Source organism: Pseudorhizobium flavum, assembly GCF_044142885.1.
Taxonomy (GTDB): domain Bacteria; phylum Pseudomonadota; class Alphaproteobacteria; order Rhizobiales; family Rhizobiaceae; genus Neorhizobium; species Neorhizobium flavum.
Genome location: NZ_JBIOKZ010000009.1, coordinates 88,234 through 109,411, shown reverse-complemented (window position 1 = coordinate 109,411; position 21,178 = coordinate 88,234). Strand labels below are relative to the sequence as shown.

The following is a 21,178-nucleotide window of genomic DNA, read 5'->3' as shown; positions in this document are numbered from 1 at the left end:
ACCCCCGGCGAATTTCTCTGCACATCGTGCTTGACCTTCCCATGATGGGAAGGTCCACCTATATGCGGAACAGAGGATTCCGCCATGAACCAGACCGTCAAACTGCCCCATATCGAACCGATCAGCATCCCTATCGAAGGCATGACCTGCGCCTCCTGCGTGCGCCGCGTGGAAACCGCCGCCGCCAAGGTGCCGGGCGTGGCGACAAGCTCCGTCAACTTCGCGACCAAGAAGCTGACGGTCGAACCGACCGAGAATTTTTCACCCGAGGCGCTGACCGCGGCGATCGAGAAGGTCGGCTACGAGGTTCCCGCCGGCGCCATGCAGCGGGCGCTTCGGGACGCTGGCTATGCGGCCCCCGCGGCCGATCCGCATGCCGGTCACGGCGCGCATGACCATGCGCGCCAGGACCATTCGCATCATCAGCACGCCGGCCATCCCGCCGCCGATGAGCCAGCGGGCCATGACCACATGCACATGCATGGCGACGCAACGCTGAAGCGCGACCTCGCCATTGCCGCGATCCTCACCCTGCCGCTCTTCGTGCTGGAAATGGGCGGTCACGTCTATGATCCCATGCACCACTGGCTGATGGGCGTCATCTCGACGCAGAACCTCTATTACCTCTACTTCGCGCTGGCCACGGTCGTCATCTTCGGCCCCGGCTTCCGCTTCCTGAAAAGCGGCCTTCCGGCGCTCTTCCACGGCGCGCCGGAAATGAACTCGCTGGTCGCGGTCGGCGTGCTGGCCGCCTACGGCTATTCGTTGGTCGCGACCTTCCTGCCCGGCCTGCTGCCGGAAAATGCCCGCTATGTCTATTACGAGGCCGCGACCGTTATCGTCACGCTGATCCTCTTCGGCCGCATGCTGGAGGCGCGCGCCAGCGGCCGCGCCAGCCAGGCGATCTCCAAGCTCGCCGGCCTGCAGGCCAAGACCGCCCGCGTCGAGCGCGACGGCAAAGCGGTCGATATCCCGACCGAGGAGGTCGTGGTGGGTGACGTGGTCGTCATACGGCCCGGCGAGCGCGTCCCGGTCGACGGCACCGTCGTCGACGGTGCCTCGCATGTGGATGAATCGATGATATCCGGAGAACCCGTACCGGTCGAGAAGGGCGAGGGCGCCACCGTCATCGGCGGCACCATCAACAAGACCGGCTCCTTCCGCTTTAAGGCGGAAAAGGTCGGCCGCGATACCATGCTGGCGCAGATCATCCGCATGGTGGAGCAGGCGCAAGGGGCAAAGCTTCCCATCCAGACCATGGTCGACAAGGTGACCGCCTGGTTCGTGCCGGCCGTCATTGCACTCGCCGTCGCAACCTTCTTCGCCTGGCTCGCCTTCGGCCCCTCGCTCAGCCATGCAGTGGTCGCCGCCGTTGCCGTCCTCATCATCGCCTGCCCCTGCGCCATGGGTCTCGCCGTACCGACCTCGATCATGGTGGGATCCGGCCGCGCCGCCGAGCTCGGCGTCCTCTTCCGCAAGGGCGATGCGCTGCAGGAACTTCGCTCGGTCGACATGGTCGTCTTCGACAAGACCGGCACGATCACCAAGGGCCAGCCGGAACTGACCGATCTCGTCGCGGCCGAAGGCTTTGCCGAGGATGAGGTCCTGGCGCTTGTCGCGGCCGTCGAGGGGCGCTCGGAACACCCGATTGCCGAGGCCATCGTTCGGGCGGCAGAGGAGAAGGGGCTGACCGCCGAGCCTGCCACCGGCTTCCAAGCCACCGCCGGTTACGGCATCGAGGCCGACGTTGCCGGTCGTCGGATCGCCGTTGGCGCCGACCGCTTCATGGAAAAGCTCGGTCTATCCGTCGCATCCTTCGCCGAGGCAGCCGCCAGGCTGGGGGATGAGGGCAAGACGCCGCTCTATGCCGCCATAGACGGCAAGGTCGCGGCTGCGATCGCCGTTACCGATCCTATCAAGCCCGGCAGCGCCGCGGCGATCGCTGCGATGAAGGAGATGGGGCTGACCGTTGCCATGGTCACCGGCGACAACCGCCGCACCGCCGAAGCCGTCGCCCGCCAGGCAGGCATCGACCGCGTCGTGGCGGAAGTCCTGCCCGACGGGAAGGTCGCCGCCATCCATGAGCTTCGCGCCGGAGGCCGCAAGCTTGCCTTCGTCGGTGACGGCATCAACGATGCGCCCGCACTGGCCGAAGCTGATATCGGCATTGCCGTCGGTACCGGCACGGATGTTGCAATCGAAAGTGCGGACGTGGTGCTCTCGGGCGGCGCGCTCTCCGGCGTCGCCGATGCCATTGCCGTCAGCCGAGCGACCATCCGCAACATCAAGGAGAACCTGTTCTGGGCCTTCGGCTACAATGTCGCGCTGATCCCGGTCGCCGCCGGCGTTCTCTATCCGGCCTTCGGCATCCAGCTGTCGCCGATGATCGCCGCCGGCGCCATGGCCTTCTCCAGCGTCTTCGTCGTCCTCAATGCGCTGAGGCTGCGCGCGGTCAAGGTCAGTTAAGGAGAGATTGCGATGAACATCGGCCAGGCATCCGACGCCTCCGGCGTCTCCGCCAAGATGATCCGCTATTATGAGCAGATCGGCCTCATCCGGCCCATGGGCCGCACCGGAAACAATTACCGCGTCTATGGAGACGAGGAGGTGCACATCCTCCGCTTCATCAAGCGTGCCCGCAATCTGGGCTTCTCGCTGGAGGAAACGGAGACGCTCCTGAAGCTCTGGCAGGACAAGGGCCGCACCAGCGCCTCCGTCAAGGAGGTGGCAGAGGTTCACATCGTCGATCTGGAGCGGCGCATTGCGGAGATGCAGGGCATGGTCAAGACGCTGAAGCATCTCTCCCATTGCTGCAGCGGCGACGACCGCCCCAACTGCCCGATCCTCGACGATCTGGCGGGTGTCGCTCCGGCTCCCGTCCGCGCGAAGAAACGTGCTTGACCCTCCCACTGTGGGAAGGTGCAGAAGGCAACAACAACAAAAGGAGACTGCTCGATGACCACCACTTTCAACGTCCCGGACATGACCTGCGGCCACTGCGAGAAGAGCGTCCGCTCCGCCCTTGGCGAGGCACTGCCGGGCGCTGCCGTGACCGTCGACCTCGACGCCAAGCGGGTCACCGTCGAAGGCGATGCCGCCCGCGCCGAAGAAGCGATCTGGGATGCCGGCTATACGCCGGAAAAGGCTGCCTGAGGCTCGCAAGGAGAAGCCGCCCTGCGGAAGCGATCCGGCAGGGCCGTGGGGGATCGCCCCCTCTCTCTGCTCGGACTTAGACCGGTGCGGCAGTTTTCAGTTGGGGGCGAAGGGCCTCCACGACCTCCTCCGGCTCGAACGGCTTGCTGAGGCAGGGGCTGCCCTGGAACCGCTCGGGAAGGAAGTGGCACTCGTATCCGGTCAGGAAGACGAACGGGATTCCCTCTTCTGCAAGACGCTCGGCGAGCGGGAAGACGTCTTCGCCGCCGAGTTTTACATCGAGTGTGGCAGCATCCACGCGAATGCGCTCGTTGTTCAGCAAGTCGAGTGCCATGCGCAGATCCGACACCGGCCCGACGATGTCCGCGCCGGCATCCTCGAAGGCATCCGTAATCATCGAAGCTACCAGATACTCATCCTCCACGACCAGGACCGCTTTTCCTGCGAAGGTGGTGTCGATCTTCTCTCGTCTCGTCTCCATTTTCTTGCCTCCGGTCTCTCCGGTTGCAGCCCGCTATGACAACCTGCTTTTGCGAGGATACGCAGAGGGAAGGGAGATCGTTCCCGTACGTTAGCGAACGGAGATAACCATGGGGCCTTTGAAACCGGCTCAAATAGTTCCGCGAACCGGAGGAGGTTTGCCTCCTTTCCGGCGTCAGTGGATTTTTGATCCGTCAACCCATTGGAGCAACAACCTTCTTTGATGCGCAGGAGGCCCTGCGGCCAAAGCGACCTTTCCTCCCGGTAGGTGACCTCTATATTCGCCTTATCGTCTGCAGACTAAAAAGGGCGCAGACGGCTGAGGGACCAAACGCGCTCTTGCCCCAGTCAGGAGCCGCATGATGGAAACTCCGCTCCAAGCCACCATTTCCAACAAGCTGCTTTCGCTGCTGCCGCCCGATGACTTCGAGCAGATCAGCGGCAAGCTCGAGCATGTCCTGCTGCCGCGAGGAACTTCGATCGGCAAGTCGGGACAGCCGATCGACTACCTCTATTTCCTGACTTCTGGCATCGGTTCGATCGTTGTGGAAACGCCGGAGGGACACCGGGCCGAAGCGGGCATGTTCGGGTTTGAGGGCTATGTTCCCACCTCGGCCGTGGCCGATGTGGAACTCAACGCGCATGATGTGAGCATTCAACTAGATGCCGAAGCCTACCGGATGAGCTATGCCGATTTCCGGCATGCCATGGAGACCAACCGGAGCTTTTCGCGCGTCGTCGTCCGCGCCATGGAAGCCTTCTCGATCCAATTATCCTATACGCTCGCCTCGAATGCCATTCATGACGTCACCGAGCGGCTCGCACGATGGCTGCTGATGTGCCACGACCGAGTGCCCGGCGACGAGATCGCCCTGACCCACGAATATCTGGCGGTAATGCTTGCTGTCCGCCGCCCGAGCGTCACGACCTCCCTCCATCTTCTGGAAGGCAGCGGCTTCATCAAATCGGAGAGAGGCAAGGTCATCGTCAGGAACAGACCCGGTCTCCAGGAGTTCGCACGGGATGCCTATGGGCGGCCGGAAGAGGAATACCGGCGTCTGATGAAGGACTTGTTCTGAGCAGGATGGTGCAGCCGGCAGGTCCTCATCATCCATCAGGCGGTCCCTGAGGGAGACGGCCCGTGTCGATCAAACGGTACTATTTTAATATTCGGGATGATGGCAGCACCGTGCTGGATGAAGAGGGGGAGGAACACCGGAGCCTTGAGGAGGCACGCCAGAGTGCTGTCGATGCCATCAAGGAACTCGCCGCCGCCCGGATCAGGACGAATGAGATGATCGGCAACACCGTCCTCGACGTCTGCGACGAAACCGGCGCGGTGCTCATGAGCATTTCGTTGCGGCAGGTGATTGAAGAGCAGTTGAAGCGCTGAGGGTCAGAACTCGCCGATCAGACGGCGGTACTCCTCTTCCGGCTTGCCATAGGCGGTCGTCGCAAATTCCTGCAGGCCCCGGCGGTCGCGGATGGTGATGCGTCCGCGCTCGGCCTGGATGAGCTTCCGGCCCTCCAGCACATGCAGGGCGGTCGTGACGCTCGGCCGCCGGACGCCGAGCATCAGCGAGATGAAATCATGGGTCAGCGCAATCTCGTCGCCATCCACCCGGTCATGGCACATCAGCAACCAGCGCGCGAGACGCTCGTCGACCTGGCGGGTGACGTTGCAGAGCGCGGTATAGGATATCTGCGACGAGAACGCCTGGATGAAGCGCGCCAGCAGGTTGGAGAAGGTGGGGTGTTCCGGCAGCAGCGCCTTCGCCGCGTCGAGGGGCATCCGGAATCCGCGACCTTCCACCTGGATGAGCACCTGATGCACGCTGATCGTGCCGCCCACGCCGGCAGAGGTCGGTGCGAAGCCTTCGCGGCCGAACATGCCGGCCTCCGCGCGCTGCGCCTCGGCCGCGACGGTGACCACCGAACCGATGCCGCTGCACAGGAAGTAGACATGCTCGATCTGCCCATCGGCGCCGACGATCTCGAAGCCTCGCGGAAGCTCCACCGCCTCCAGGTGGTGCGATACCGCTCCGAACTCGCGTTCGGGCAACAGGGCTAGCAGTCGGTTTTGCGCGGCCGGGTGGTATGCGATGGACATTTTTCTCATTGATGTCGGGCGGAAGGTCCGGCCGCCATGCCCATGAGTCCCCCGGCGGTTCAGAATCGTATAGCACCGCGATTTTGCTGCGGATTTTGGGTACGGTGGCGGACAATCATGGCGCGTGCACGGCTGCTCTCCGGCGGCTTCCGGGGCTGGTGCGATCCTGACGATGCAGTTCTTGGTCCCCTAGCGTACAAAGCCACATCGCCCGATCATTTCCTGATAGCCTGTCATAAGCGTCGAACGATCTTCTCGACGGGCTCCTGCAGACATGGAAGGAGGTGCGGCATGTTGACGAGACAGGACGGGCTTCAGGTTGGTGTATTCACGCCTGATGATCTCGAACTGATGCGCAATGCCTTTCACCTTGCCTTGAGCTCGGAGAAAGGCCTGGATGGAAGCGACAAGGGCGAGGACCTAGGGCGCTCCATCATCCGGCTCTACAGGATGGGCCTTCACGAGCCCCAGAAGCTTGGCGCGGTGGCCGCGCTCATGACCTCCACGAGGCTGGTTCGCAATACCGGGCGCCTGCATATCTCGTGACCGGTTCGGGCCCCACGAGACAGCAGCCTCGCCGGCTGCCGTCCGCTACATCCGGCTGAGGGGGCAGCGATGACCGACGACCAACGGATCCTGGGCGCACGCATTTCGGGAAGGGTGCAGGGGGTAGGCTTCCGTGCCTGGACACAGGGCCAGGCACGGAAGCTGGGTCTTGCCGGATGGGTGCGCAACGAACGGGACGGAACGGTCGCCGTCGTGTTCGCGGGTCCGCCCGCGGCGGTTGCCGCCATGGTGGAATGCCTGTGGCAGGGTCCGCCCGGCGCATTGGTTTCGGCCGTGGAGACCTGGGACGAGAAGCTGGCCGATCTGCCGCCGGAGTTCCGCGTCACGCGGTGACGCTCCCGATGGGCGGAAGGCCGCATAGCTGATCTCCGCTGCCCTCGGCGCCTCTTCCGCGAAAGTGGAGTGGGAAGGTATTTTTACCCTCTTGTGCCGGGCCTATTTCTGGTTGAGTGAGTGAACTCGATAGTGTCGAGTTCGATTCCTTTAATGACGAGTGAAACCCCTTTTGCCGCCGTAAGCCGAATGATGCTCGACCGGTGGCTGAAGACGGATGGGCAGCATCCTGCGACCCCCGACACGGTCTACCAGCCGGCGCTCGATCACCTGTCGATCAAGATGCGCCTGACGGTGTTCCACATCACCGGGCCGGACCCGCTGCAATGGGAAATGCGGGCGGTGCGGCATTCGGGCTTCACATCCCGGCTCCTCAACATCAACCAGCTCTTCGCGGATTGCCGCATCGGCGACTTCAAGGATCGCCGTTATATGGAGGAGGCAGTCATCCCGAGGCTGCTGGAGGTCTCCAGGATCCAGCAGCCGCGCATCGAACTGGTGAAGACCCGCCTTCTGGGGGTCAGTCTCGGCTATGACAGGATCCTTCTTCCGCAGAAGAATGCCGAGGCGCCCGAGTGGATCATCTCCAGCTCCTATGCCCGCTTCCTTCTCAGCCGGCCGCAGGAGCAGGCGAACCTGGACGTGGCTGACGAAGCCATTACCCAGCTTCTGGTCGAGGGCGCAACCGCGAAGGAGATCGCGGCGACGCTCGGCGTCTCGCACCGGACCGTGGAGCATCGCCTGAGCCGGCTGAAGGAGCGCATGGGCGCACGCAACACGGTGCATCTCGTCGCCATGCTGATGGCCGGCCATATCGACCGCTCCTGAACGGGCTCAGCGGAAGAGCTGGAGCATGTGCTCGGCATTGGCATTGGCGATGGAAAGCGCCTGGATCGCCAGCTGCTCCTGCGTCTGCAACGCCTTCAGCCGGGTCGACGCCTCGTCCATGTCGGTATCGACGAGACGGCCCACCCCCTGGTCAAGCTTGGCCATGGACTGCTGCACGAACTCCGTCTGCATCCCGATGCGCATCTGCAGCGCCCCAAGCACCGACGCGCCCGCGATGACTTTGCTGGTCGCAGTGTCGACGTAGGTGATGTACTCGCCTAGCAGGTCGGGCCGCTTGACGATATCGACATCGAGAAGCTTCATTGTCGCGAGCGGTTCGATGCTGACGACGACATCAGACAGAACGACACGGGTCGAGGATCCTGAAAGACGATCGGTGAGAGGATTGGAGCGGATGCTCAGGCTCCAGGGCGAGGTGGCTTCCACCACCAAGTCCCAGTCCTGCTCCAGGACTGACTGGAGAAGGACCGCCATTTCCTCGGCCGTCTCCACCTTGCCCGTGTCCTTGCCCAGAACGGTATTCACATAGGTACGGTCGAAGGAGTGATGGGTGGCCGGCTGGCCGTTGATCGAGAAGTTGAAGTCGATCTGTACGCCGTCTGCGTTGTTTCCATCCTTGTGGAGGGTGAATGGTTCGAACGAGAGGCCCAGAGCTGCACGCTGTCCATAGCCGGAGAGGCCGTCAGAGACGCCGATATCAGCAAACGAACTCGTCACGTTGGAAACGCCGACATAGGAGCCGGTGAGCCCGAGCGTGCGATCCTCCAGCGTCCCAATGCCCATCGTTACAGGGTCATGGATCCAGTTGTTGGGGCCGACACGCATGCTCCAGTTGGAGTATACGTGTGCACCCGAGCCAGCGAGGAGGACATTCAGGATCTCGGCATACTTTTCGTTGGTGTCGATCACACCGTTCCAGCCCGGCTTAAGCGTGTCCAGCACGGCGCGGGTGATCGTGACCGTGGTTGTATGGCCCGCCTCGAGAGGAGCAGCAAACCCTGTGGCAGGGTCGTCGGCATCAACGGTAACGTCGAATTCTATGATGTCTGACGGATCATCGAAGACAAGCGGGCCCGGGAAATCAAACGTCTTGAGCGGACGTCCTCCTGTTCCCTGTATCTGCGGTGCCCATTGCTCGATCCATTGGGCGTCGTTGTCCCAATAGCCGATCCGACGGATGCCGCCGATGTTGCCAACGTCACGGGCATCTCCCTGAAGAAGGCCGCCGCCTGTGCTGTTGAAGAGCGAGACCTGCGACAGGTGGATCTTCATGCGTTCGACGGCCACGCCGTCGGTCTTGCTTCGGGTGAAGCCTGCGACCACGGAGACCTGGTTGGTCTGGTCGTCGTAGATCTCGGGAACATCCGTGTTCAGCCAGTTCTGTCCGCTGAAGCTCGATGACCGGGCGATCTCCTGAATCTGCCGCTTGAATTGCTCCAGCTCCTCCTGGATCTTCGTTTTGTCGACGCCGTCCTCGGTGGCGGCCACCAGGCGCGCCTTGAACTGGTGCATGATGTCCACGACGGCACTCATGCCCGTATAGGCCGTGTCGACCTTGGCTGCACCCAGCCCCAGCGCATCGACCACGGCCGCCGTCGCCTTGTTGTCCGACTTCATCGTCGTCGAGATCGACCAGTAGGCGGCATTGTCGGTTGCCGTCTGGATCCGCAGTCCCGTACTGACCTGAGCCTGGCTCTGCTGCATGCTCGCGCCGATGGTGCGCAGCGTCTGGAGGGCCGCAATTGCCGTGTGGTTGGTGAGGATGCTTGTCATCTGTACCTGCCGCGCTGTTACCTGCAGGTATGCTTTACAAATGGTTAACGGAAGTTACCCGGGACCTCCGTAGAATTACCGTCGCGGTGGAATTCTCGGCCCCCGGGAAGGCAATGTAGGGAGAGGGTAAATGCGCGTCGGTGCGACAGGGCGAGCCAGCAGATAATTTCGACGTCCTCGCGCTTCCAAATGAAAAAGGGCCCCTGACGGAGCCCTTTTTGCATGCTTCTTGGGAAGGATCAGAACTTCACACCGATACCGACCTGTACGACGTGCTGGTCGAAGTCAGCCTCGATGCCGGGGCCGAGATCAGCATTGCTGTAGTCGTTATAGCGATATTCCAAACGACCGAACATGTTGTCGGTGAAGGCATGGTCGATACCAGCGCCGAGCGTCCAGCCATGTGCGGTGTCGCTTTCATCGAAGCCGCCGGGGCCGGTGAGTTCGACGTTGGTTGCGGTCCAGCCGCCTGCTGCGTAGATCAGCGTGCGGTCCATGGCGTAACCGACACGGCCACGAACGGAGCCGGAGAAGCCGGTTTCACCTTCAAAGCCGCCGCCGATTGCCTCGTCGTTCCAGTCGTAGTTCAGGTCACCTTCGATACCGGCAACGAAGCCGTTGGACATCTGCCAGTTGTAGCCGGCAAACGCACCAAAGCGACCGCCGTCGAAGCTGCCGTCATCGGCCAGGCCATCGATCGAACCATCGCCCCAGCCGTAGCCGCCGTGGACACCGAGATACGGGCCGCTCCAGCTGAATGCGGCCGGCATTTCAACGGCAGCCGGTGCTTCCGGAACATATTCCACGGCGTCGGCGGCAAGAGCCGAGGTGGATGCCAGCATTGCAACGCTTGCTGCCAGGATGAGAGTTCTCTTCATGATGCGTCTCCTTACTCGAATGCGGATGCCCAAGATGTAGTCTATCTCACTGATAAAGCTGTAGCTGAATTACAACAGCTTTTTGTAAATGAGAAATGACAGTTTGTTGCCCCGGCCGTCCGTAGTTGATGATGGCGAAAGAACGAGCCGGAAGCCGCCGCGTTCCGCCGGTTCCGGCCCCTCGCATCAAACAAGTTCCGCTGTTGCGAAATTGCATCAGGCAGGTTGAGCCGCCAGGTCACCGCCGCACCGGCTCCGCCGACGGGAAACCAAGCAGCGCCCTTGTTTGTTGAACGGGCAGGAGTCCCCATATCCATGCCTGATGAGGCGAAGGAGTTTTCTCTTGTTCCAGTTCGATAATTCCTATGCGCGCCTGCCCGAGCGCTTCTACGCTTCGGTCTATCCGGAGCCCGTGGAGGGCCCGGTCCTCCTGAAGTTCAACGAGGGCCTGGCTGAGGAGCTCGGCATCGAGGCGGACGTGACCGACCCACAGCGGCTGGCCGCGATCTTTGCCGGCAATGTCGTACCGCAGGGTGCCACCCCGCTCGCCATGGCCTATGCCGGCCACCAGTTCGGTTCCTTCGTCCCGCAGCTCGGCGACGGACGGGCGATTCTGATAGGCGAGGTCGTCGACCGGAACGGAACCCGCCGCGATATCCAGCTGAAGGGGGCAGGGCCGACGCCGTTCTCCCGCCGCGGCGATGGCCGTGCGGCACTCGGCCCGGTGCTGCGGGAATATATCCTCTCGGAGGCAATGCATGCGCTCGGCGTCCGCGCTACACGCGCGCTGGCCGCCGTCACGACAGGCGAACAGGTCTATCGCGAGACGCCGCAGCCGGGCGCCGTCTTCGTGCGGGTGGCGTCGAGCCATGTGCGCATCGGCACGTTCCAGTATTTCGCCGCCCGACAGGATGTCGACGGATTGAGGACACTGGCCGACTATGTGATCGAGCGCCACTATCCCGAGCTTCGCGAGGTGGAGAAACCCTATCTGGAGCTGCTGCGCGCCGTCGCATTCGCGCAGGCCGATCTCGTCGCCCGCTGGCTCGGCGTCGGCTTCATCCATGGCGTGATGAACACCGACAACATGACGCTCTCGGGCGAGACGATCGACTTCGGCCCCTGCGCCTTCCTGGACGAATACGACCAGATGAAGGTCTTCTCCTCCATCGACCAGGGCGGCCGCTACGCCTATCGCAACCAGCCCGGCATCGCCCAGTGGAACATCGCCCGGCTCGCCGAATGCCTGCTGCCGCTGATCGACGAGGATCAGGACAAGGCGGTGCTGACCGCCAACCACGTGCTGAGCGAATTCGGCCAGCGCTTCCAGGCGGCATGGCTTTCGGTCTTCCGCAACAAGACCGGCTTGTCATCGGAGGAGGAGGGAGACGGCGAACTCGTCCAGGCGCTGCTCGCCGCCATGCAGGACGGCGAGGCCGACTTCACGCTGACCTTCCGGCGGCTCTGCGACGTAGCAGCCGGCGCGGGTGAGGAGGCCTTCCTCTCGTCCTTCAAGGAAAAGGACAAGGCAACCACCTGGCTCGAAACCTGGCGCCAGCGGCTCGAGCGGGAGAGGGCTTCGCAAGAGGAACGCGCTGCCGCCATGCGCGCCGTCAACCCGGCCATCATCCCGCGCAACCACAAGGTTGAGGAGGCGCTGGCTGCCGCCAACTACGGCGACCTCAGTTTCTTCAACAGGCTGCTGCAGGCGGTGGAACGGCCCTACGAGTACCGTCCTGAATTCGAGGCCTATACGGTCCCCCCGAAGCCGGAGGAACGGGTGCTGCAGACCTTCTGCGGCACGTGATCACGGCGTGGCGGTCGCGGTTTGAAAGCTTCCCTCGATCTTGCGCCCGACCGTGAGCGTCTGGACGAGGTTCGCCGGCAGCCGCTCGCGATAGGCTGCATCCGGCTCGGCACCCAGTGCGTCGAGCGTCTTGCTGAAGAAGCAGCGGACGGCGGCTGCCGCGGTGATGTCGAAGATTTCCGCATCGGTGAAGCCTTGCGCCTTCAGCCTGCCGACATCCTCTCGGGTTATGGAGGTGGCGTCGCGCACGACCTTGGCTGCAAAGCGCATCATTTCCCGCTCCGCCTCGTCGAGCGGAGCGTGAGCGCCGTCGGTGGCGGTGTCGGCCAGCTGGGTCTCGCTGAAGCCTTCGCGCAGCAGCACGGAGCCGTGCGCCAGCATGCAGTAGGATGACTTCAGTTCCCTGGCCGCCGCCAGCGTCACCAGTTCGTAGCGGCGCAGGCTCATGTGCCCGCGGATGCTGGCGAGCAGCGCCCCCCATTTTTCCATCACCTCCGGCCGGTGGCCGAAGATGCGGTACATGTTGGGCAGGTAGCCATAGCTCTCTTCCGCCGAGACATACATGGCGGCGGTGGCGTCGCCCGCTTCGGGGCCGGGGGTGGAGATGAAGGCCATCGGAACTGCTCCCCAAAGCGGGAAGCATACCCTCAAAGCGCGGTTATGGGAATGCGGCCGGGGCTCTCCCCCGGCCGCGATCTTGTGCCCGCTTACGCCTTGCCCGGCTTCGCCCAGCCGAGCGCATGGTAAAGCGCGATTGCGCCGATGGTCGCCGTGCCGATGCCGTCGAGCGTGAAGCCGGCGACCTCGAGCTTGAAGTTGCCGGCGCCAAGCACCAGAGCCACGCCAACGGTGATGAGGTTGCGCGGCTCGGCGAAATCCACCCGGTTCTCGACCCAGATGCGCCCCGCCGTCGCGGCGATCAGGCCGAAGACGACGATCGACAAGCCGCCGAGGACCGGGCCGGGGATGGTCTGGATCAGCGCCCCGAACTTCGGCGAGAAGCCGAGCAGAATGGCGATTGCGGCCGCCACGAGGAAGACGAGCGTGGAGAAGATACGCGTCACCGCCATCACCCCCATGTTCTCGGCATAGGTGGTCATGCCCGTGCCGCCGAAGGAGCCGGAGATCATGGTGGCGACGCCGTCGCCGATGAAGGCGCGGCCGAGATAGGGATCGAGGTTGCGGTCGGTCATGGCGCCGATCGCCTTGATGTGTCCGAGGTTTTCCGCCACCAGGATGACGACGACGGGCGCAATCAGCGTGATCGCCGGAACCGAAAAGACCGGTGTCGTGAAGCTCGGCAGGCCGAACCAGGCGGCCGCCGCGACGCCGGAAAAGTCCACTGGCGTACCCATGCCGAAGCCGTTGGCGAGGACGAGATATAGAAGGTAGGCGAGCGCGCCGCCAATGAGGATCGGCAGGCGGCGGGTCATGCCGGGGGCATAGACCGCGATCAGACCGACCGCAGCGACCGTCAGGATCGCGACCCAGCGCGAAAGCTGGCTGCCGTCCGGGCTGTCCGGGCCGGTTCCCGACGCGCTGGCGATGGCGATCGGCGCGAGAACGAGGCCGATGGCGGCGACGATCGCACCCGTCAGCACCGGCGGCATCAACCGCTCGATCCAGCGGTGGCCGGCCGCCATGACGATCACGCCGATCAGCGCATAGAGCGCGCCTGCGACGATGATGCCGCCGAGCGCCACGGCGATGTTCGGATTGGGCGCTCCGGCAGTCGCTGCGGTCGCGACCAGGACCGGGCCGATGAAGGCGAAGGAGGAGCCGAGATAGCTCGGCACCCGGCCGCCGACGGCAATGAAGAAGATCAGGGTTGAGATGCCGGAAAACAGGATCGAGACGTTCGGGTCGAAGCCCATCAGGATCGGCGCCAGCACCGTCGAGCCGAACATGGCGACGACATGCTGCAGGCCGAGCACCATGGTCTGCCCCGCCGGCAGCCGCTCGTCGGGCAGGATGCGCCCCTCCGTCTTCAGCCGCCACCGCGGAAAATAACCGCCACTCTCGCCCATTGGTACTGCCCCATTCCATGAAAAGCCGCCGGCGCATCGAGCTCCGAAGGCAAAGTGCTTCACTGTCTTGATCCGGCGGTCGTATCGACCGCGCGTCGCGCCGTCGTTAGCGCCAACGGAGGTAGCTGTCATCGGCAACAGAGAGCTTACCCACAGCCGAGGGCGGTCGGTGACGTCGAAGCTCTATGCTGGCGCGGCGGCAGCCGACGGGGCCGGGTGCCGTGGTCAGGCCTGGCGGAGAGGCGCGATGGCCGCGTCGACCTTTGCCGTGATGTCGGGACCGAGCGGCAGGAGAGGCCGTGGGGGCAGGGCCGAGGACAGGCCCATGAGGTTCGCCGCGGCATACATGACCCGCAGGCTGCCATGTGCCTTGAACAGCTCCCAAAGTGGCGAGAACATCGCATCCAGGCGGGCCGTCCCGCTCTCGTCTCCGGCCATCGCGGCCCTCGTCAGCGCGGCCATGGGCCGAGGGAAGAGCCCGCCCGCGACGCTGTAGAAGGAGTCGGTCCCCGCAAGCAGGGCCTCCGCCGCTCCCCAGTCGCCGCTGTAGCCGATGGCGAATTGCGGGGCCACGATGCGGCGCAGCCGGGCGATCTCGCCGGAGAAATCACCGTTGCCGGGCAGCGGCATCTTCACGGCCTGGATGGTGGGCAGCGCGGCGAGCCGGCCGATGAGGTCCTGGCTGAAGTTGAAATGGGTGGTCGACGGATTGTTGTAGACGCAGAGCGGCAGGTCCGTCGCCGCTGCAACGGTTTGATAATGCTGGAACGCTTCCTCCTGCGTGAGCGGCGTATAGGAAACGGGTGCAAGCAGAAGCGCGTCGGCGCCTGCCGCCGCCGCATCGCGGGCATGTGCGACCGCCTCGTCGGTGCGTAGCGCCCCCACGCCGACGATCACCGGCAGCCGGCTTCCGACGGATTCGATTGCGGCCTCCGTCGCACGGCGCCGCTCGGCTCGAGAGAGATACATGTAGGTGCCCGTGCTGCCGAGCAACCCGATCGAACGTGCCCCGCTGCCGACGATGCGCTGCAGGAGCCGCTGCAGGGCCTCGGCATCCACGTGGCCGTCCACATCAGCGGGCGTGAGCGGAAAGGCGGAGAGGCCGGTAAAGAGCGGCAGGGGCAGGGTCATCGGCAACTCGCGGAAAAGCAGGAGGATCCGGGAGCGCCAGTATCGGGCTTTCTGCCTGCTTCGCAAGCGTGAAGAGGGCGGCATTTTTGTGGGTGCCGGTGTCGGGGCGACGGGAGTAGCCTCGTCCTTGGGCTACCGATCGCCGATGGGCGTGCGATCCAGCTGAGAGAGGAGAGCGACATGGCCAAGAACACGATCTGCATCTGGTACGACAAGGACGCCGAGGAGGCGGCCAACTTCTATGCGGCGACCTTTCCCGACAGCGCGGTCGGCGCCGTCACCCGTGCACCCTCGGACTTTCCTTCCGGCAAGGCCGGAGACGTGATCGTCGTGGAGTTCACGGTCGCCGGCATTCCCTGCATCGGGTTGAACGGCGGCCCGACCTTCAAGCACAGCGAAGCCTTCTCCTTCCAGATCATGACCGAAGACCAGGAGGAGACCGACCGCTACTGGAACGCCATTGTCGGCAATGGCGGGCAGGAGAGCGAATGCGGCTGGTGCAAGGACAAGTGGGGCATCTCCTGGCAGATCACGCCGCGCGTGCTGACCGAGGCGCTCGCCGCCGGCGGCGCCGAGGCCAAGCGCGCCTTCGACGCCATGATGACCATGCAGAAGATCGACGTTGCCAAGATCGAAGCGGCGCGCAGGGGGGAGGCGGCATGACGGCGGGACCCAAGGGCCCCGCCTCCTACTTCCCGTCGATCGAGAAGACCTATGGTCGGCCTATCGCCGAGTGGCAGGAGGTGGTGCGCAGGCATTATCCGGCGGCGCACATGCAGCTCGTCGCCATCCTGAAGAACGAGCATGGGATGGGCCACGGCCATGCAAACGCGGTCGTGGCGCACACGCTGGCTCAGGATCGGCCGCAAGGCTTGACTGCCAGGACCGCGGTGCGACGGTCGACGGCCGCCCGGCGAAGGAGCGCCTTGTCCTCATTGTGATGGACTTGGCGTTCCCTCTCTGTCACAAGCCACGCGGGACGCGACTGCCGTTATCTTTAGAACGGGGTCGGGCGACCGATTGACGTCACGTTGCTGCCGCGAGATCACGCTGGCCGTCCCGCTTCAATGCCTTGCATCGAACGGCTGCTAGCCTTGCGGGAACCACGCACGCCCCCGGAACCTCTTGCAGCAGCCATTGTTGAAGCTCCGACCGACAGGAGAACACAATGATGCGCCTCTTGATACCCGCCCTGAGCCTTGGCCTCATCCTCGGATTGAGCGGCTGCACGAGCGCTGGCGAGCTGGAGCCGGTTCCCGGCAGCATCACCTATGGCGGCCAGCCGGCAACGCGGCTGACCAAGGCACCGGTCGGCAGCACGGTTACCCATCGGTTCCGCGACCAGTTCAACCAGGAATGGGGCGAGCGCTACGTCATCCAGCCCGACCGGTCGCTGCGGCTCGTCAGCCGCTACCGGATCGAATACCCCGACGACTGAGCTTCTGCCGTCCGCAACCTTTCGCGCCGCGCGAACCTACCTGGCGGAGCCGTAGCCGACCCGCTCAGGACGCGAGGAACTTCCGGCGCACTCGAGGCGTTGTGGGATCGAAACAAAGGAGAAAGAAGATGCTTAAAGGTATCGTGTTGTGGGCGATGGGCGTGCCCATCTTCGTCATTATCCTGCTCTACTTGTTCATCTTCTAGGATGAACCGCCGGGGCGACCGTAGCACGGTCTGCGGTTGCCGCACCGGCCCAAGCAGGATGCCGACAAAAGGCTCAGTGCACGGACTCTTCGTCCGCGTCCTCGTCACCGATAAATGAGTGGATGCCGTCCTTCTCGGCGGTTGCGAGGAACTCTTCCCAGGCATCCTTGTCCGTCTCGAACGTCCCCTCCCAGGTGGTGACGTCTTCTTCCTGAGAAATGACTTCCAACGTCCATCCGCCCGCACTTCCGACCGGCCGGTGGATATCGACGAGCACGGTGACGCCGTCGTCCTCGAATTCTCCTGAAAAATCCGAATATTCCAGCTTCGGCTCTTTGGCCATCGGGCGCTCCTTCGTCGATCCCCGCCACGGCGAGGATGCCGCGATTCATGGCGCTACCATAGGATGATTATGTGCTTGCGCAATGACGGCTGTCTTCGATCACGCGCCGGCCCTGCTGACGCTCGCCGTCGGGCTTGTCCGCCTCGAGCGTTTCGACGTCCGGCATATATCGGGCGGGGGTGATGGCCAGGCGGCTGATCATTTTGCAGGAAGTCCTTCCATGATCTTGTCGATAGTGATCGGGAAATGCCGGTGGCGGGTACCGGTGGCGTGAAAGATGGCGTTGGCGACGGCGGCACCCACGCCGATGATGCCGATTTCGCCGAGCCCCTTGACGCCGATCGGGCTCGCCATCCTGTCTTCTTCCTCAATGAAGATGACGTCGATGTCGTGGACATCCGCATGGGCAGGGACGTGGTATTCGGCGATGTTGTGGTTCATGATCCGGCCGGTGCGGTGGTCGATCATGCCTTCCTCGTGAAGTGCCATGCCGAGCCCCATGACGACGCCGCCGAGGATCTGGCTGCGAGCGGTCTTCGGGTTGATGATGCGGCCGGCATCGATGGCGCTGACGACCCGCGTCACCCTCGGCACGCCGAGCTCGGCATCGATTCTGACCTCCACGAAGACGGCGCCGTGGGTGAAGCTGGTATACTTCTTCGCCTGCTCCTGGTCCGGCGCCACCTTGCCGTGGCCTTCCACGGAGGACATGCCGTGGTGGCCTAGGATATCGGCGATCGAGAGCCCGACCTGGTCGTTGCGATCGAGCACGAGGCGGTTATCGCGGATCGCCAGTTCCTCGACGGGAGCATTGCCGAAGGGGTGATTGTCCATCTTCTGGGCCAGCGACAGGAGCGTCTTCCTGATCTCCAGGCAGCCGGCCTGGACGGCGGAACCGGAAGAGGCGGCGGTCCAGGAACCGCCTTCGACGGAGGTCTTCGGCAGGCTGGAATCGCCGATCAGCACGCTGACGCGGTCGGCTGGCTGGCCAAGTTCCTGGGCTGCGACCTGGGCAAGGATCGTATAGGTGCCGGTGCCGATGTCGGAGGCCGCCGCCATGACGGTGATCTTGCCGTCGGGGAAGAGGCGGACCTTGGCTTCCGCCTGCGTCAGCGTCGCTTCCCAGACGCCGGTCGCGACACCCCAGCCGATCAGGTCGTTGCCGTCGCGCATGGAGCCCGGTTCGTGGCTGCGCTTGTCCCAGCCGAAGCGTTCGGCGCCGACGCGGTAGCAGGTATCGAGCTCCTTGGAGGTGATCTGCAGGTCGTCGTTCTGATCGTAGCCGACGAAGTTCCTCCCCCTGAATTCAAGGGGGTCCATGCCGACCGCATAGGCAAGTTCGTCTATCGCCGATTCCAGCGCCAGGAAGGCGGTAGCGGCACCTGGCGCCCGCATGTCGCCGGGAGTGGAAAGAGTCGTCTTTACAAGCTCATAGGAGAGCTTGACGTTGTCGCACTTGTAGGTGAGGCCGGACCAGTTGACGACGTTTTCCTGATAGTCCTCGTGGAGCGAGGTGGTCTGGATCGCGTGGTGGCGGACCGACATCAGCCGCCCATCGGCACTTGCCGCAAGCTGCATGCGCTGGATCGTCGCCGGCCGCCAGGTGAGGTAGAACATCTCGCTGCGGCTCATCTCCACCTTCACCGAGCGTTCGAGGTCGAGGCTTGCCATCACCGCGAAGAACAGCTGGTGCTTGGGGCGAAGGCCGGAGCCGAAGGCGCCGCCGACATAGGCGTTGACGACGCGCACATCCTCCGGCTTCAGCCCGAAGACGTTGCAGACATAGTCGTGGCTGTTCTGCGAGCCCTGCGTCTTGTCGTAGACGGTCAGCGTGCCGTCCTCGTTGCGGATGGCGGTGGAGGCGAAGAGCTCCATCGGGTTGTGGTGCTCGCCCAGCTGCAGGTATTCGACGTCGATCTTGAAGGGCGCGGCCTCATACGCACGCTCTGCATCACCGCGCGGATCGGTAGGGCGCATCTCCTCCTTGCGCGCCTCCGGCGGCACATAGCTTTTCGCCCGCTCCACCGTGATGTCGGTATGCGGCTCGTCCAGATGATATTCGACGCGGATGAGGTCTGCCGCGTCGCGGGCGGCCTCGAAGCTTTCCGCCACCACGAGCGCGATTGGCTGTCCACCGAAGAGAATGCGGTCGTTTTCCAGCGGACGGAACGGGTGGCCGGGAAGCGCGACCTCGTCCTTCCACTTCTTGTCGCTCCGGGCGGCCGAGGGACGGTTCTTGTAGGTATAGACCTTGACCACGCCCGGATAGGCTTCCGCTTCCATGGTGTCGATCGAGGCGATGCGGCCGCTCGCGATGGTCGCCTGGGCGGCATAGCCGAAGAGCATGCCGGGATCGTGGTATTCGGCGGCATAGGGGGCGGTGCCGGTGACTTTCAGCGGGCCGTCGATGCGCGGCAGCGGAAATCCGAAGACTGGTTTTTCGTTCAACATCTGGAACTCCTTCACCGGATCTGCTTGTCGGACTGGACCTGCGGCGTACCGGCGGCGGCCTGCTTCAGCGCCCGGACGATGGCCTTGCGGGCCATGGGGATCTTGAAGTCGTTGTCGCCCTGGCCTTCGGCGCCGGCGAGCAGTCGGTCGGCGAGCGCGGCAAAGGTTTCTTCCGTGGCCGGCTCCCCGGCGAATTCAGCTTCCGCCAGGCTGTCGCGCCACGGCTTGTGGGCGACGCCGCCGAGCGCCACGCGCATGTCGACGATCATGCCGTCCTTGACGTCCAGTGCTGCAGCGACCGAGACGAGCGCGAAGGCATAGGAGAGCCGGTCGCGCAGCTTCAGGTAGCTGTGATGGGCTGCGAAGTGATTGCCCTCCAGCCGGATGGCAATGATGATCTCGCCGTGGCGCATGGTGTTGTCGCGCTCGGGGTGGTCGCCGGGCAGACGGTGGAAATCGGCGAAGGGAATGTCGCGCCGGCCTTCCGGTCCCTCGACCTCGACCACAGCCGCGAGGGCGCCGAGCGCCACGCACATGTCCGACGGGTGGGTGGCGATGCAGTGTTCGCTGGCGCCGAGGATGGCGTGGATGCGGTTGACGCCGCCGATCGCGCCGCAGCCGGAGCCGGGGTCGCGCTTGTTGCAGGGCGTGGAGGGGTCGTAGAAATAGTAGCAGCGGGTCCGCTGCAGGAGGTTTCCGCCGGTGGTGGCGGCGTTCCTGAGCTGCGGCGAGGCGCCGGCGAGGATGGCGCTGGCGAGCAGCGGAAAGCGCTCGGTGACCGCTGGGTGATAGGCAAGCGCGGCGTTGGAGACGAGCGCGCCGATGCGCAAAGACCCATCCGGCAGTTCCTCGATCTCCTTCAGCGGCAGGCGGTTGATGTCGACGATCGCGGCCGGGCGCTCGACATCATATTTCATCAGGTCGATGAGATTGGTGCCGCCGGCAAGCACGCGGGCCGTCGGGTCGGCGGCAAGGGCTGCCATGGCATCGCCGAGCGTTTCGGCGCGGGTATAGGAAAAGGGCCTCATTCCGCAGCCTCCCGCATGCCGACTTTCACTTCCTGGTCCATGACGTCCTGGATTGCATTGGCGATGTTGGTATAGGCGCCGCAGCGACAGAGATTGCCGCTCATCATCTCGCGGATCTCTTCGCGGGTGCGGGCATGACCCTCCCGAAGAAGGGCTACGGCGGAACAGATCTGGCCGGGCGTGCAATAGCCGCACTGGTAGGCGTCGTGCTCCACGAATGCCTTCTGGACGGGGTGCATGTCGTCCGGCGTGCCGAGGCCTTCGATGGTGGTGATGTTCGTGCCGTCGAGGGTGACGGCGAGCTTCAGGCAGGAATTGATGCGCTCGCCGTCGATCAGCACCGTGCAGGCGCCGCACTGGCCGTGGTCGCAGCCCTTCTTCGTGCCGTTGAGCTGCATGGGGCCGCGCAGCAGGTCGAGCAGCGTCACCCAGGGGTGGATTTCAAGATCGTGGCGGCGGCCGTTGATGGTCAGCGCAACCCGCGTCTTCGGCTGCGCATGTGCCGTGGCGATGTCCATGGAGAGCCCTTTCCGGAAAGTGGTGCCGTGGTAACGGAAGGGCTTTGCGATTGTTCCGGCGGTGGGGGTGCTTGGAAACCGGTGCC

General features: G+C 64.1%; 23 protein-coding genes and 1 pseudogene. 12 read left to right on the top strand and 12 right to left on the bottom strand.

Going from position 1 to position 21,178, the window contains the following annotated elements; all coding sequences use genetic code 11:
* The first annotated feature begins 84 nt into the window (after positions 1–84).
* The 3 genes from ACEPP2_RS16970 to ACEPP2_RS16960 are packed head-to-tail and all read left to right on the top strand — an operon-like array spanning position 85 to position 3,153.
* The gene (locus tag ACEPP2_RS16970) at positions 85–2,466 is read left to right on the top strand and encodes a heavy metal translocating P-type ATPase (protein WP_395517278.1); all 2,382 of its coding nucleotides are present in this window, start codon (positions 85–87) and stop codon (positions 2,464–2,466) included.
* A 12-nt stretch (positions 2,467–2,478) separates the two neighbouring features.
* Positions 2,479–2,901, top strand: coding sequence for a Cu(I)-responsive transcriptional regulator (gene cueR / locus ACEPP2_RS16965; RefSeq protein ID WP_052637562.1), 423 nt, complete (start codon positions 2,479–2,481; stop codon positions 2,899–2,901).
* 54 nt (positions 2,902–2,955) lie between these two features.
* Positions 2,956–3,153, top strand: coding sequence for a heavy-metal-associated domain-containing protein (locus ACEPP2_RS16960; protein ID WP_395517277.1), 198 nt, complete (start codon positions 2,956–2,958; stop codon positions 3,151–3,153).
* A gap of 76 nt (positions 3,154–3,229) precedes the next feature.
* On the opposite strand, the gene ACEPP2_RS16955 is transcribed toward ACEPP2_RS16960, so the two are convergent.
* Complete coding sequence (locus ACEPP2_RS16955) at positions 3,230–3,634, bottom strand: response regulator (protein ID WP_395517276.1); 405 nt, start codon at positions 3,632–3,634, stop codon at positions 3,230–3,232.
* Positions 3,635–3,995: 361 nt separating this feature from the next.
* On the opposite strand from ACEPP2_RS16955, the gene ACEPP2_RS16950 reads away from it, so the two are divergent.
* Together ACEPP2_RS16950 and ACEPP2_RS16945 are read left to right on the top strand one after the other, a co-directional pair.
* Complete coding sequence (locus ACEPP2_RS16950) at positions 3,996–4,712, top strand: Crp/Fnr family transcriptional regulator (protein ID WP_395517275.1); 717 nt, start codon at positions 3,996–3,998, stop codon at positions 4,710–4,712.
* Between the two features lie 62 nt (positions 4,713–4,774).
* Positions 4,775–5,026: a DUF6894 family protein gene (locus ACEPP2_RS16945; protein ID WP_052637566.1), complete on the top strand. Its 252-nt coding sequence runs from the start codon at positions 4,775–4,777 to the stop codon at positions 5,024–5,026.
* Positions 5,027–5,029: 3 nt separating this feature from the next.
* Here the strand turns inward: ACEPP2_RS16945 and ACEPP2_RS16940 are convergent, their stop codons facing one another.
* Positions 5,030–5,743 carry a Crp/Fnr family transcriptional regulator gene (locus ACEPP2_RS16940; protein ID WP_052637567.1) on the bottom strand — a complete coding sequence of 238 codons (714 nt, stop codon included), beginning with the start codon at positions 5,741–5,743 and terminating at the stop codon, positions 5,030–5,032.
* 291 nt (positions 5,744–6,034) lie between these two features.
* Between ACEPP2_RS16940 and ACEPP2_RS16935 the strand changes: the two genes are divergently transcribed.
* The 3 genes from ACEPP2_RS16935 (at position 6,035) to ACEPP2_RS16925 (ending at position 7,471) form a co-directional block, all read left to right on the top strand.
* Positions 6,035–6,289 (top strand): hypothetical protein, encoded by a 255-nt coding sequence (locus tag ACEPP2_RS16935; RefSeq protein WP_052637568.1) that lies wholly within the window; start codon positions 6,035–6,037, stop codon positions 6,287–6,289.
* Between the two features lie 69 nt (positions 6,290–6,358).
* Complete coding sequence (locus ACEPP2_RS16930; RefSeq protein WP_077547731.1) at positions 6,359–6,643, top strand: acylphosphatase; 285 nt, start codon at positions 6,359–6,361, stop codon at positions 6,641–6,643.
* Between the two features lie 153 nt (positions 6,644–6,796).
* On the top strand, positions 6,797–7,471 hold the full coding sequence (locus tag ACEPP2_RS16925) for a helix-turn-helix transcriptional regulator (RefSeq protein WP_395517274.1): 675 nt from the start codon (positions 6,797–6,799) through the stop codon (positions 7,469–7,471).
* Between the two features lie 6 nt (positions 7,472–7,477).
* Here ACEPP2_RS16925 and ACEPP2_RS16920 read toward each other — a convergent pair whose 3' ends face one another.
* A complete protein-coding gene (locus ACEPP2_RS16920; RefSeq protein WP_395517273.1) occupies positions 7,478–9,265 on the bottom strand; it encodes a flagellin N-terminal helical domain-containing protein in 1,788 nt (595 codons plus the stop codon).
* A gap of 239 nt (positions 9,266–9,504) precedes the next feature.
* Positions 9,505–10,143: an outer membrane protein gene (locus tag ACEPP2_RS16915; RefSeq protein ID WP_077547734.1), complete on the bottom strand. Its 639-nt coding sequence runs from the start codon at positions 10,141–10,143 to the stop codon at positions 9,505–9,507.
* A gap of 322 nt (positions 10,144–10,465) precedes the next feature.
* Between ACEPP2_RS16915 and ACEPP2_RS16910 the strand changes: the two genes are divergently transcribed.
* Positions 10,466–11,950, top strand: coding sequence for a protein adenylyltransferase SelO (locus tag ACEPP2_RS16910; protein WP_395517272.1), 1,485 nt, complete (start codon positions 10,466–10,468; stop codon positions 11,948–11,950).
* Here ACEPP2_RS16910 and ACEPP2_RS16905 read toward each other — a convergent pair whose 3' ends face one another.
* The 3 genes from ACEPP2_RS16905 to ACEPP2_RS16895 all read right to left on the bottom strand — a co-directional run bounded on the left by ACEPP2_RS16905 (position 11,951) and on the right by ACEPP2_RS16895 (position 15,108).
* Positions 11,951–12,565: a carboxymuconolactone decarboxylase family protein gene (locus ACEPP2_RS16905; RefSeq protein WP_142588757.1), complete on the bottom strand. Its 615-nt coding sequence runs from the start codon at positions 12,563–12,565 to the stop codon at positions 11,951–11,953. It lies immediately after the preceding gene.
* 92 nt (positions 12,566–12,657) lie between these two features.
* A complete protein-coding gene (locus tag ACEPP2_RS16900; RefSeq protein WP_395517271.1) occupies positions 12,658–13,977 on the bottom strand; it encodes a solute carrier family 23 protein in 1,320 nt (439 codons plus the stop codon).
* A gap of 225 nt (positions 13,978–14,202) precedes the next feature.
* Positions 14,203–15,108 (bottom strand): dihydrodipicolinate synthase family protein, encoded by a 906-nt coding sequence (locus ACEPP2_RS16895; protein ID WP_395517270.1) that lies wholly within the window; start codon positions 15,106–15,108, stop codon positions 14,203–14,205.
* 180 nt (positions 15,109–15,288) lie between these two features.
* Between ACEPP2_RS16895 and ACEPP2_RS16890 the strand changes: the two genes are divergently transcribed.
* The 3 genes and pseudogenes from ACEPP2_RS16890 (at position 15,289) to ACEPP2_RS16880 (ending at position 16,546) form a co-directional block, all read left to right on the top strand.
* Entirely contained in the window at positions 15,289–15,771 is a 483-nt protein-coding gene (locus ACEPP2_RS16890; RefSeq protein WP_395517269.1) for a VOC family protein, read from the top strand.
* A pseudogene (locus ACEPP2_RS16885) lies at positions 15,768–15,971 on the top strand (DUF4287 domain-containing protein); the annotation flags it as partial. The gene ACEPP2_RS16890 and the pseudogene ACEPP2_RS16885, both read left to right, overlap by 4 nt.
* A 308-nt stretch (positions 15,972–16,279) precedes the next feature.
* Positions 16,280–16,546 (top strand): hypothetical protein, encoded by a 267-nt coding sequence (locus tag ACEPP2_RS16880; RefSeq protein ID WP_077547979.1) that lies wholly within the window; start codon positions 16,280–16,282, stop codon positions 16,544–16,546.
* A gap of 279 nt (positions 16,547–16,825) precedes the next feature.
* Here the strand turns inward: ACEPP2_RS16880 and ACEPP2_RS16875 are convergent, their stop codons facing one another.
* From ACEPP2_RS16875 to ACEPP2_RS16855, 5 genes are all read right to left on the bottom strand, one after another.
* Positions 16,826–17,095, bottom strand: a complete 270-nt coding sequence (locus ACEPP2_RS16875) for a hypothetical protein (RefSeq protein WP_077547741.1) — start codon at positions 17,093–17,095, stop codon at positions 16,826–16,828.
* 67 nt (positions 17,096–17,162) lie between these two features.
* Positions 17,163–17,297 carry a hypothetical protein gene (locus ACEPP2_RS16870; RefSeq protein WP_268877019.1) on the bottom strand — a complete coding sequence of 45 codons (135 nt, stop codon included), beginning with the start codon at positions 17,295–17,297 and terminating at the stop codon, positions 17,163–17,165.
* Positions 17,294–19,546, bottom strand: coding sequence for a xanthine dehydrogenase family protein molybdopterin-binding subunit (locus ACEPP2_RS16865; RefSeq protein WP_395517268.1), 2,253 nt, complete (start codon positions 19,544–19,546; stop codon positions 17,294–17,296). The genes ACEPP2_RS16870 and ACEPP2_RS16865 overlap by 4 nt, the downstream gene beginning before the upstream one ends.
* 11 nt (positions 19,547–19,557) lie before the next feature.
* Positions 19,558–20,574: an FAD binding domain-containing protein gene (locus ACEPP2_RS16860; RefSeq protein WP_142588768.1), complete on the bottom strand. Its 1,017-nt coding sequence runs from the start codon at positions 20,572–20,574 to the stop codon at positions 19,558–19,560.
* Positions 20,571–21,092 (bottom strand): (2Fe-2S)-binding protein, encoded by a 522-nt coding sequence (locus ACEPP2_RS16855; protein ID WP_395517267.1) that lies wholly within the window; start codon positions 21,090–21,092, stop codon positions 20,571–20,573. The genes ACEPP2_RS16860 and ACEPP2_RS16855 overlap by 4 nt, the downstream gene beginning before the upstream one ends.
* Positions 21,093–21,178: the final 86 nt, after the last annotated feature.

Coding starts and splice junctions, on each gene's coding strand:
- ACEPP2_RS16920 (WP_395517273.1), bottom strand. CDS start 9,265: ATGACAAGCATCCTCACCAACCACACGGCAATTGCGGCCCTCCAGACG.
- ACEPP2_RS16970 (WP_395517278.1), top strand. CDS start 85: ATGAACCAGACCGTCAAACTGCCCCATATCGAACCGATCAGCATCCCT.
- ACEPP2_RS16895 (WP_395517270.1), bottom strand. CDS start 15,108: ATGACCCTGCCCCTGCCGCTCTTTACCGGCCTCTCCGCCTTTCCGCTC.
- ACEPP2_RS16890 (WP_395517269.1), top strand. CDS start 15,289: ATGGCCAAGAACACGATCTGCATCTGGTACGACAAGGACGCCGAGGAG.
- ACEPP2_RS16950 (WP_395517275.1), top strand. CDS start 3,996: ATGGAAACTCCGCTCCAAGCCACCATTTCCAACAAGCTGCTTTCGCTG.
- ACEPP2_RS16960 (WP_395517277.1), top strand. CDS start 2,956: ATGACCACCACTTTCAACGTCCCGGACATGACCTGCGGCCACTGCGAG.
- ACEPP2_RS16955 (WP_395517276.1), bottom strand. CDS start 3,634: ATGGAGACGAGACGAGAGAAGATCGACACCACCTTCGCAGGAAAAGCG.
- ACEPP2_RS16905 (WP_142588757.1), bottom strand. CDS start 12,565: ATGGCCTTCATCTCCACCCCCGGCCCCGAAGCGGGCGACGCCACCGCC.
- ACEPP2_RS16935 (WP_052637568.1), top strand. CDS start 6,035: ATGTTGACGAGACAGGACGGGCTTCAGGTTGGTGTATTCACGCCTGAT.
- ACEPP2_RS16910 (WP_395517272.1), top strand. CDS start 10,466: ATGAGGCGAAGGAGTTTTCTCTTGTTCCAGTTCGATAATTCCTATGCG.
- ACEPP2_RS16880 (WP_077547979.1), top strand. CDS start 16,280: ATGCGCCTCTTGATACCCGCCCTGAGCCTTGGCCTCATCCTCGGATTG.
- ACEPP2_RS16915 (WP_077547734.1), bottom strand. CDS start 10,143: ATGAAGAGAACTCTCATCCTGGCAGCAAGCGTTGCAATGCTGGCATCC.
- ACEPP2_RS16900 (WP_395517271.1), bottom strand. CDS start 13,977: ATGGGCGAGAGTGGCGGTTATTTTCCGCGGTGGCGGCTGAAGACGGAG.
- cueR (WP_052637562.1), top strand. CDS start 2,479: ATGAACATCGGCCAGGCATCCGACGCCTCCGGCGTCTCCGCCAAGATG.
- ACEPP2_RS16925 (WP_395517274.1), top strand. CDS start 6,797: ATGACGAGTGAAACCCCTTTTGCCGCCGTAAGCCGAATGATGCTCGAC.
- ACEPP2_RS16865 (WP_395517268.1), bottom strand. CDS start 19,546: ATGTTGAACGAAAAACCAGTCTTCGGATTTCCGCTGCCGCGCATCGAC.
- ACEPP2_RS16860 (WP_142588768.1), bottom strand. CDS start 20,574: ATGAGGCCCTTTTCCTATACCCGCGCCGAAACGCTCGGCGATGCCATG.
- ACEPP2_RS16875 (WP_077547741.1), bottom strand. CDS start 17,095: ATGGCCAAAGAGCCGAAGCTGGAATATTCGGATTTTTCAGGAGAATTC.
- ACEPP2_RS16940 (WP_052637567.1), bottom strand. CDS start 5,743: ATGTCCATCGCATACCACCCGGCCGCGCAAAACCGACTGCTAGCCCTG.
- ACEPP2_RS16855 (WP_395517267.1), bottom strand. CDS start 21,092: ATGGACATCGCCACGGCACATGCGCAGCCGAAGACGCGGGTTGCGCTG.
- ACEPP2_RS16870 (WP_268877019.1), bottom strand. CDS start 17,297: ATGATCAGCCGCCTGGCCATCACCCCCGCCCGATATATGCCGGACGTC.
- ACEPP2_RS16930 (WP_077547731.1), top strand. CDS start 6,359: ATGACCGACGACCAACGGATCCTGGGCGCACGCATTTCGGGAAGGGTG.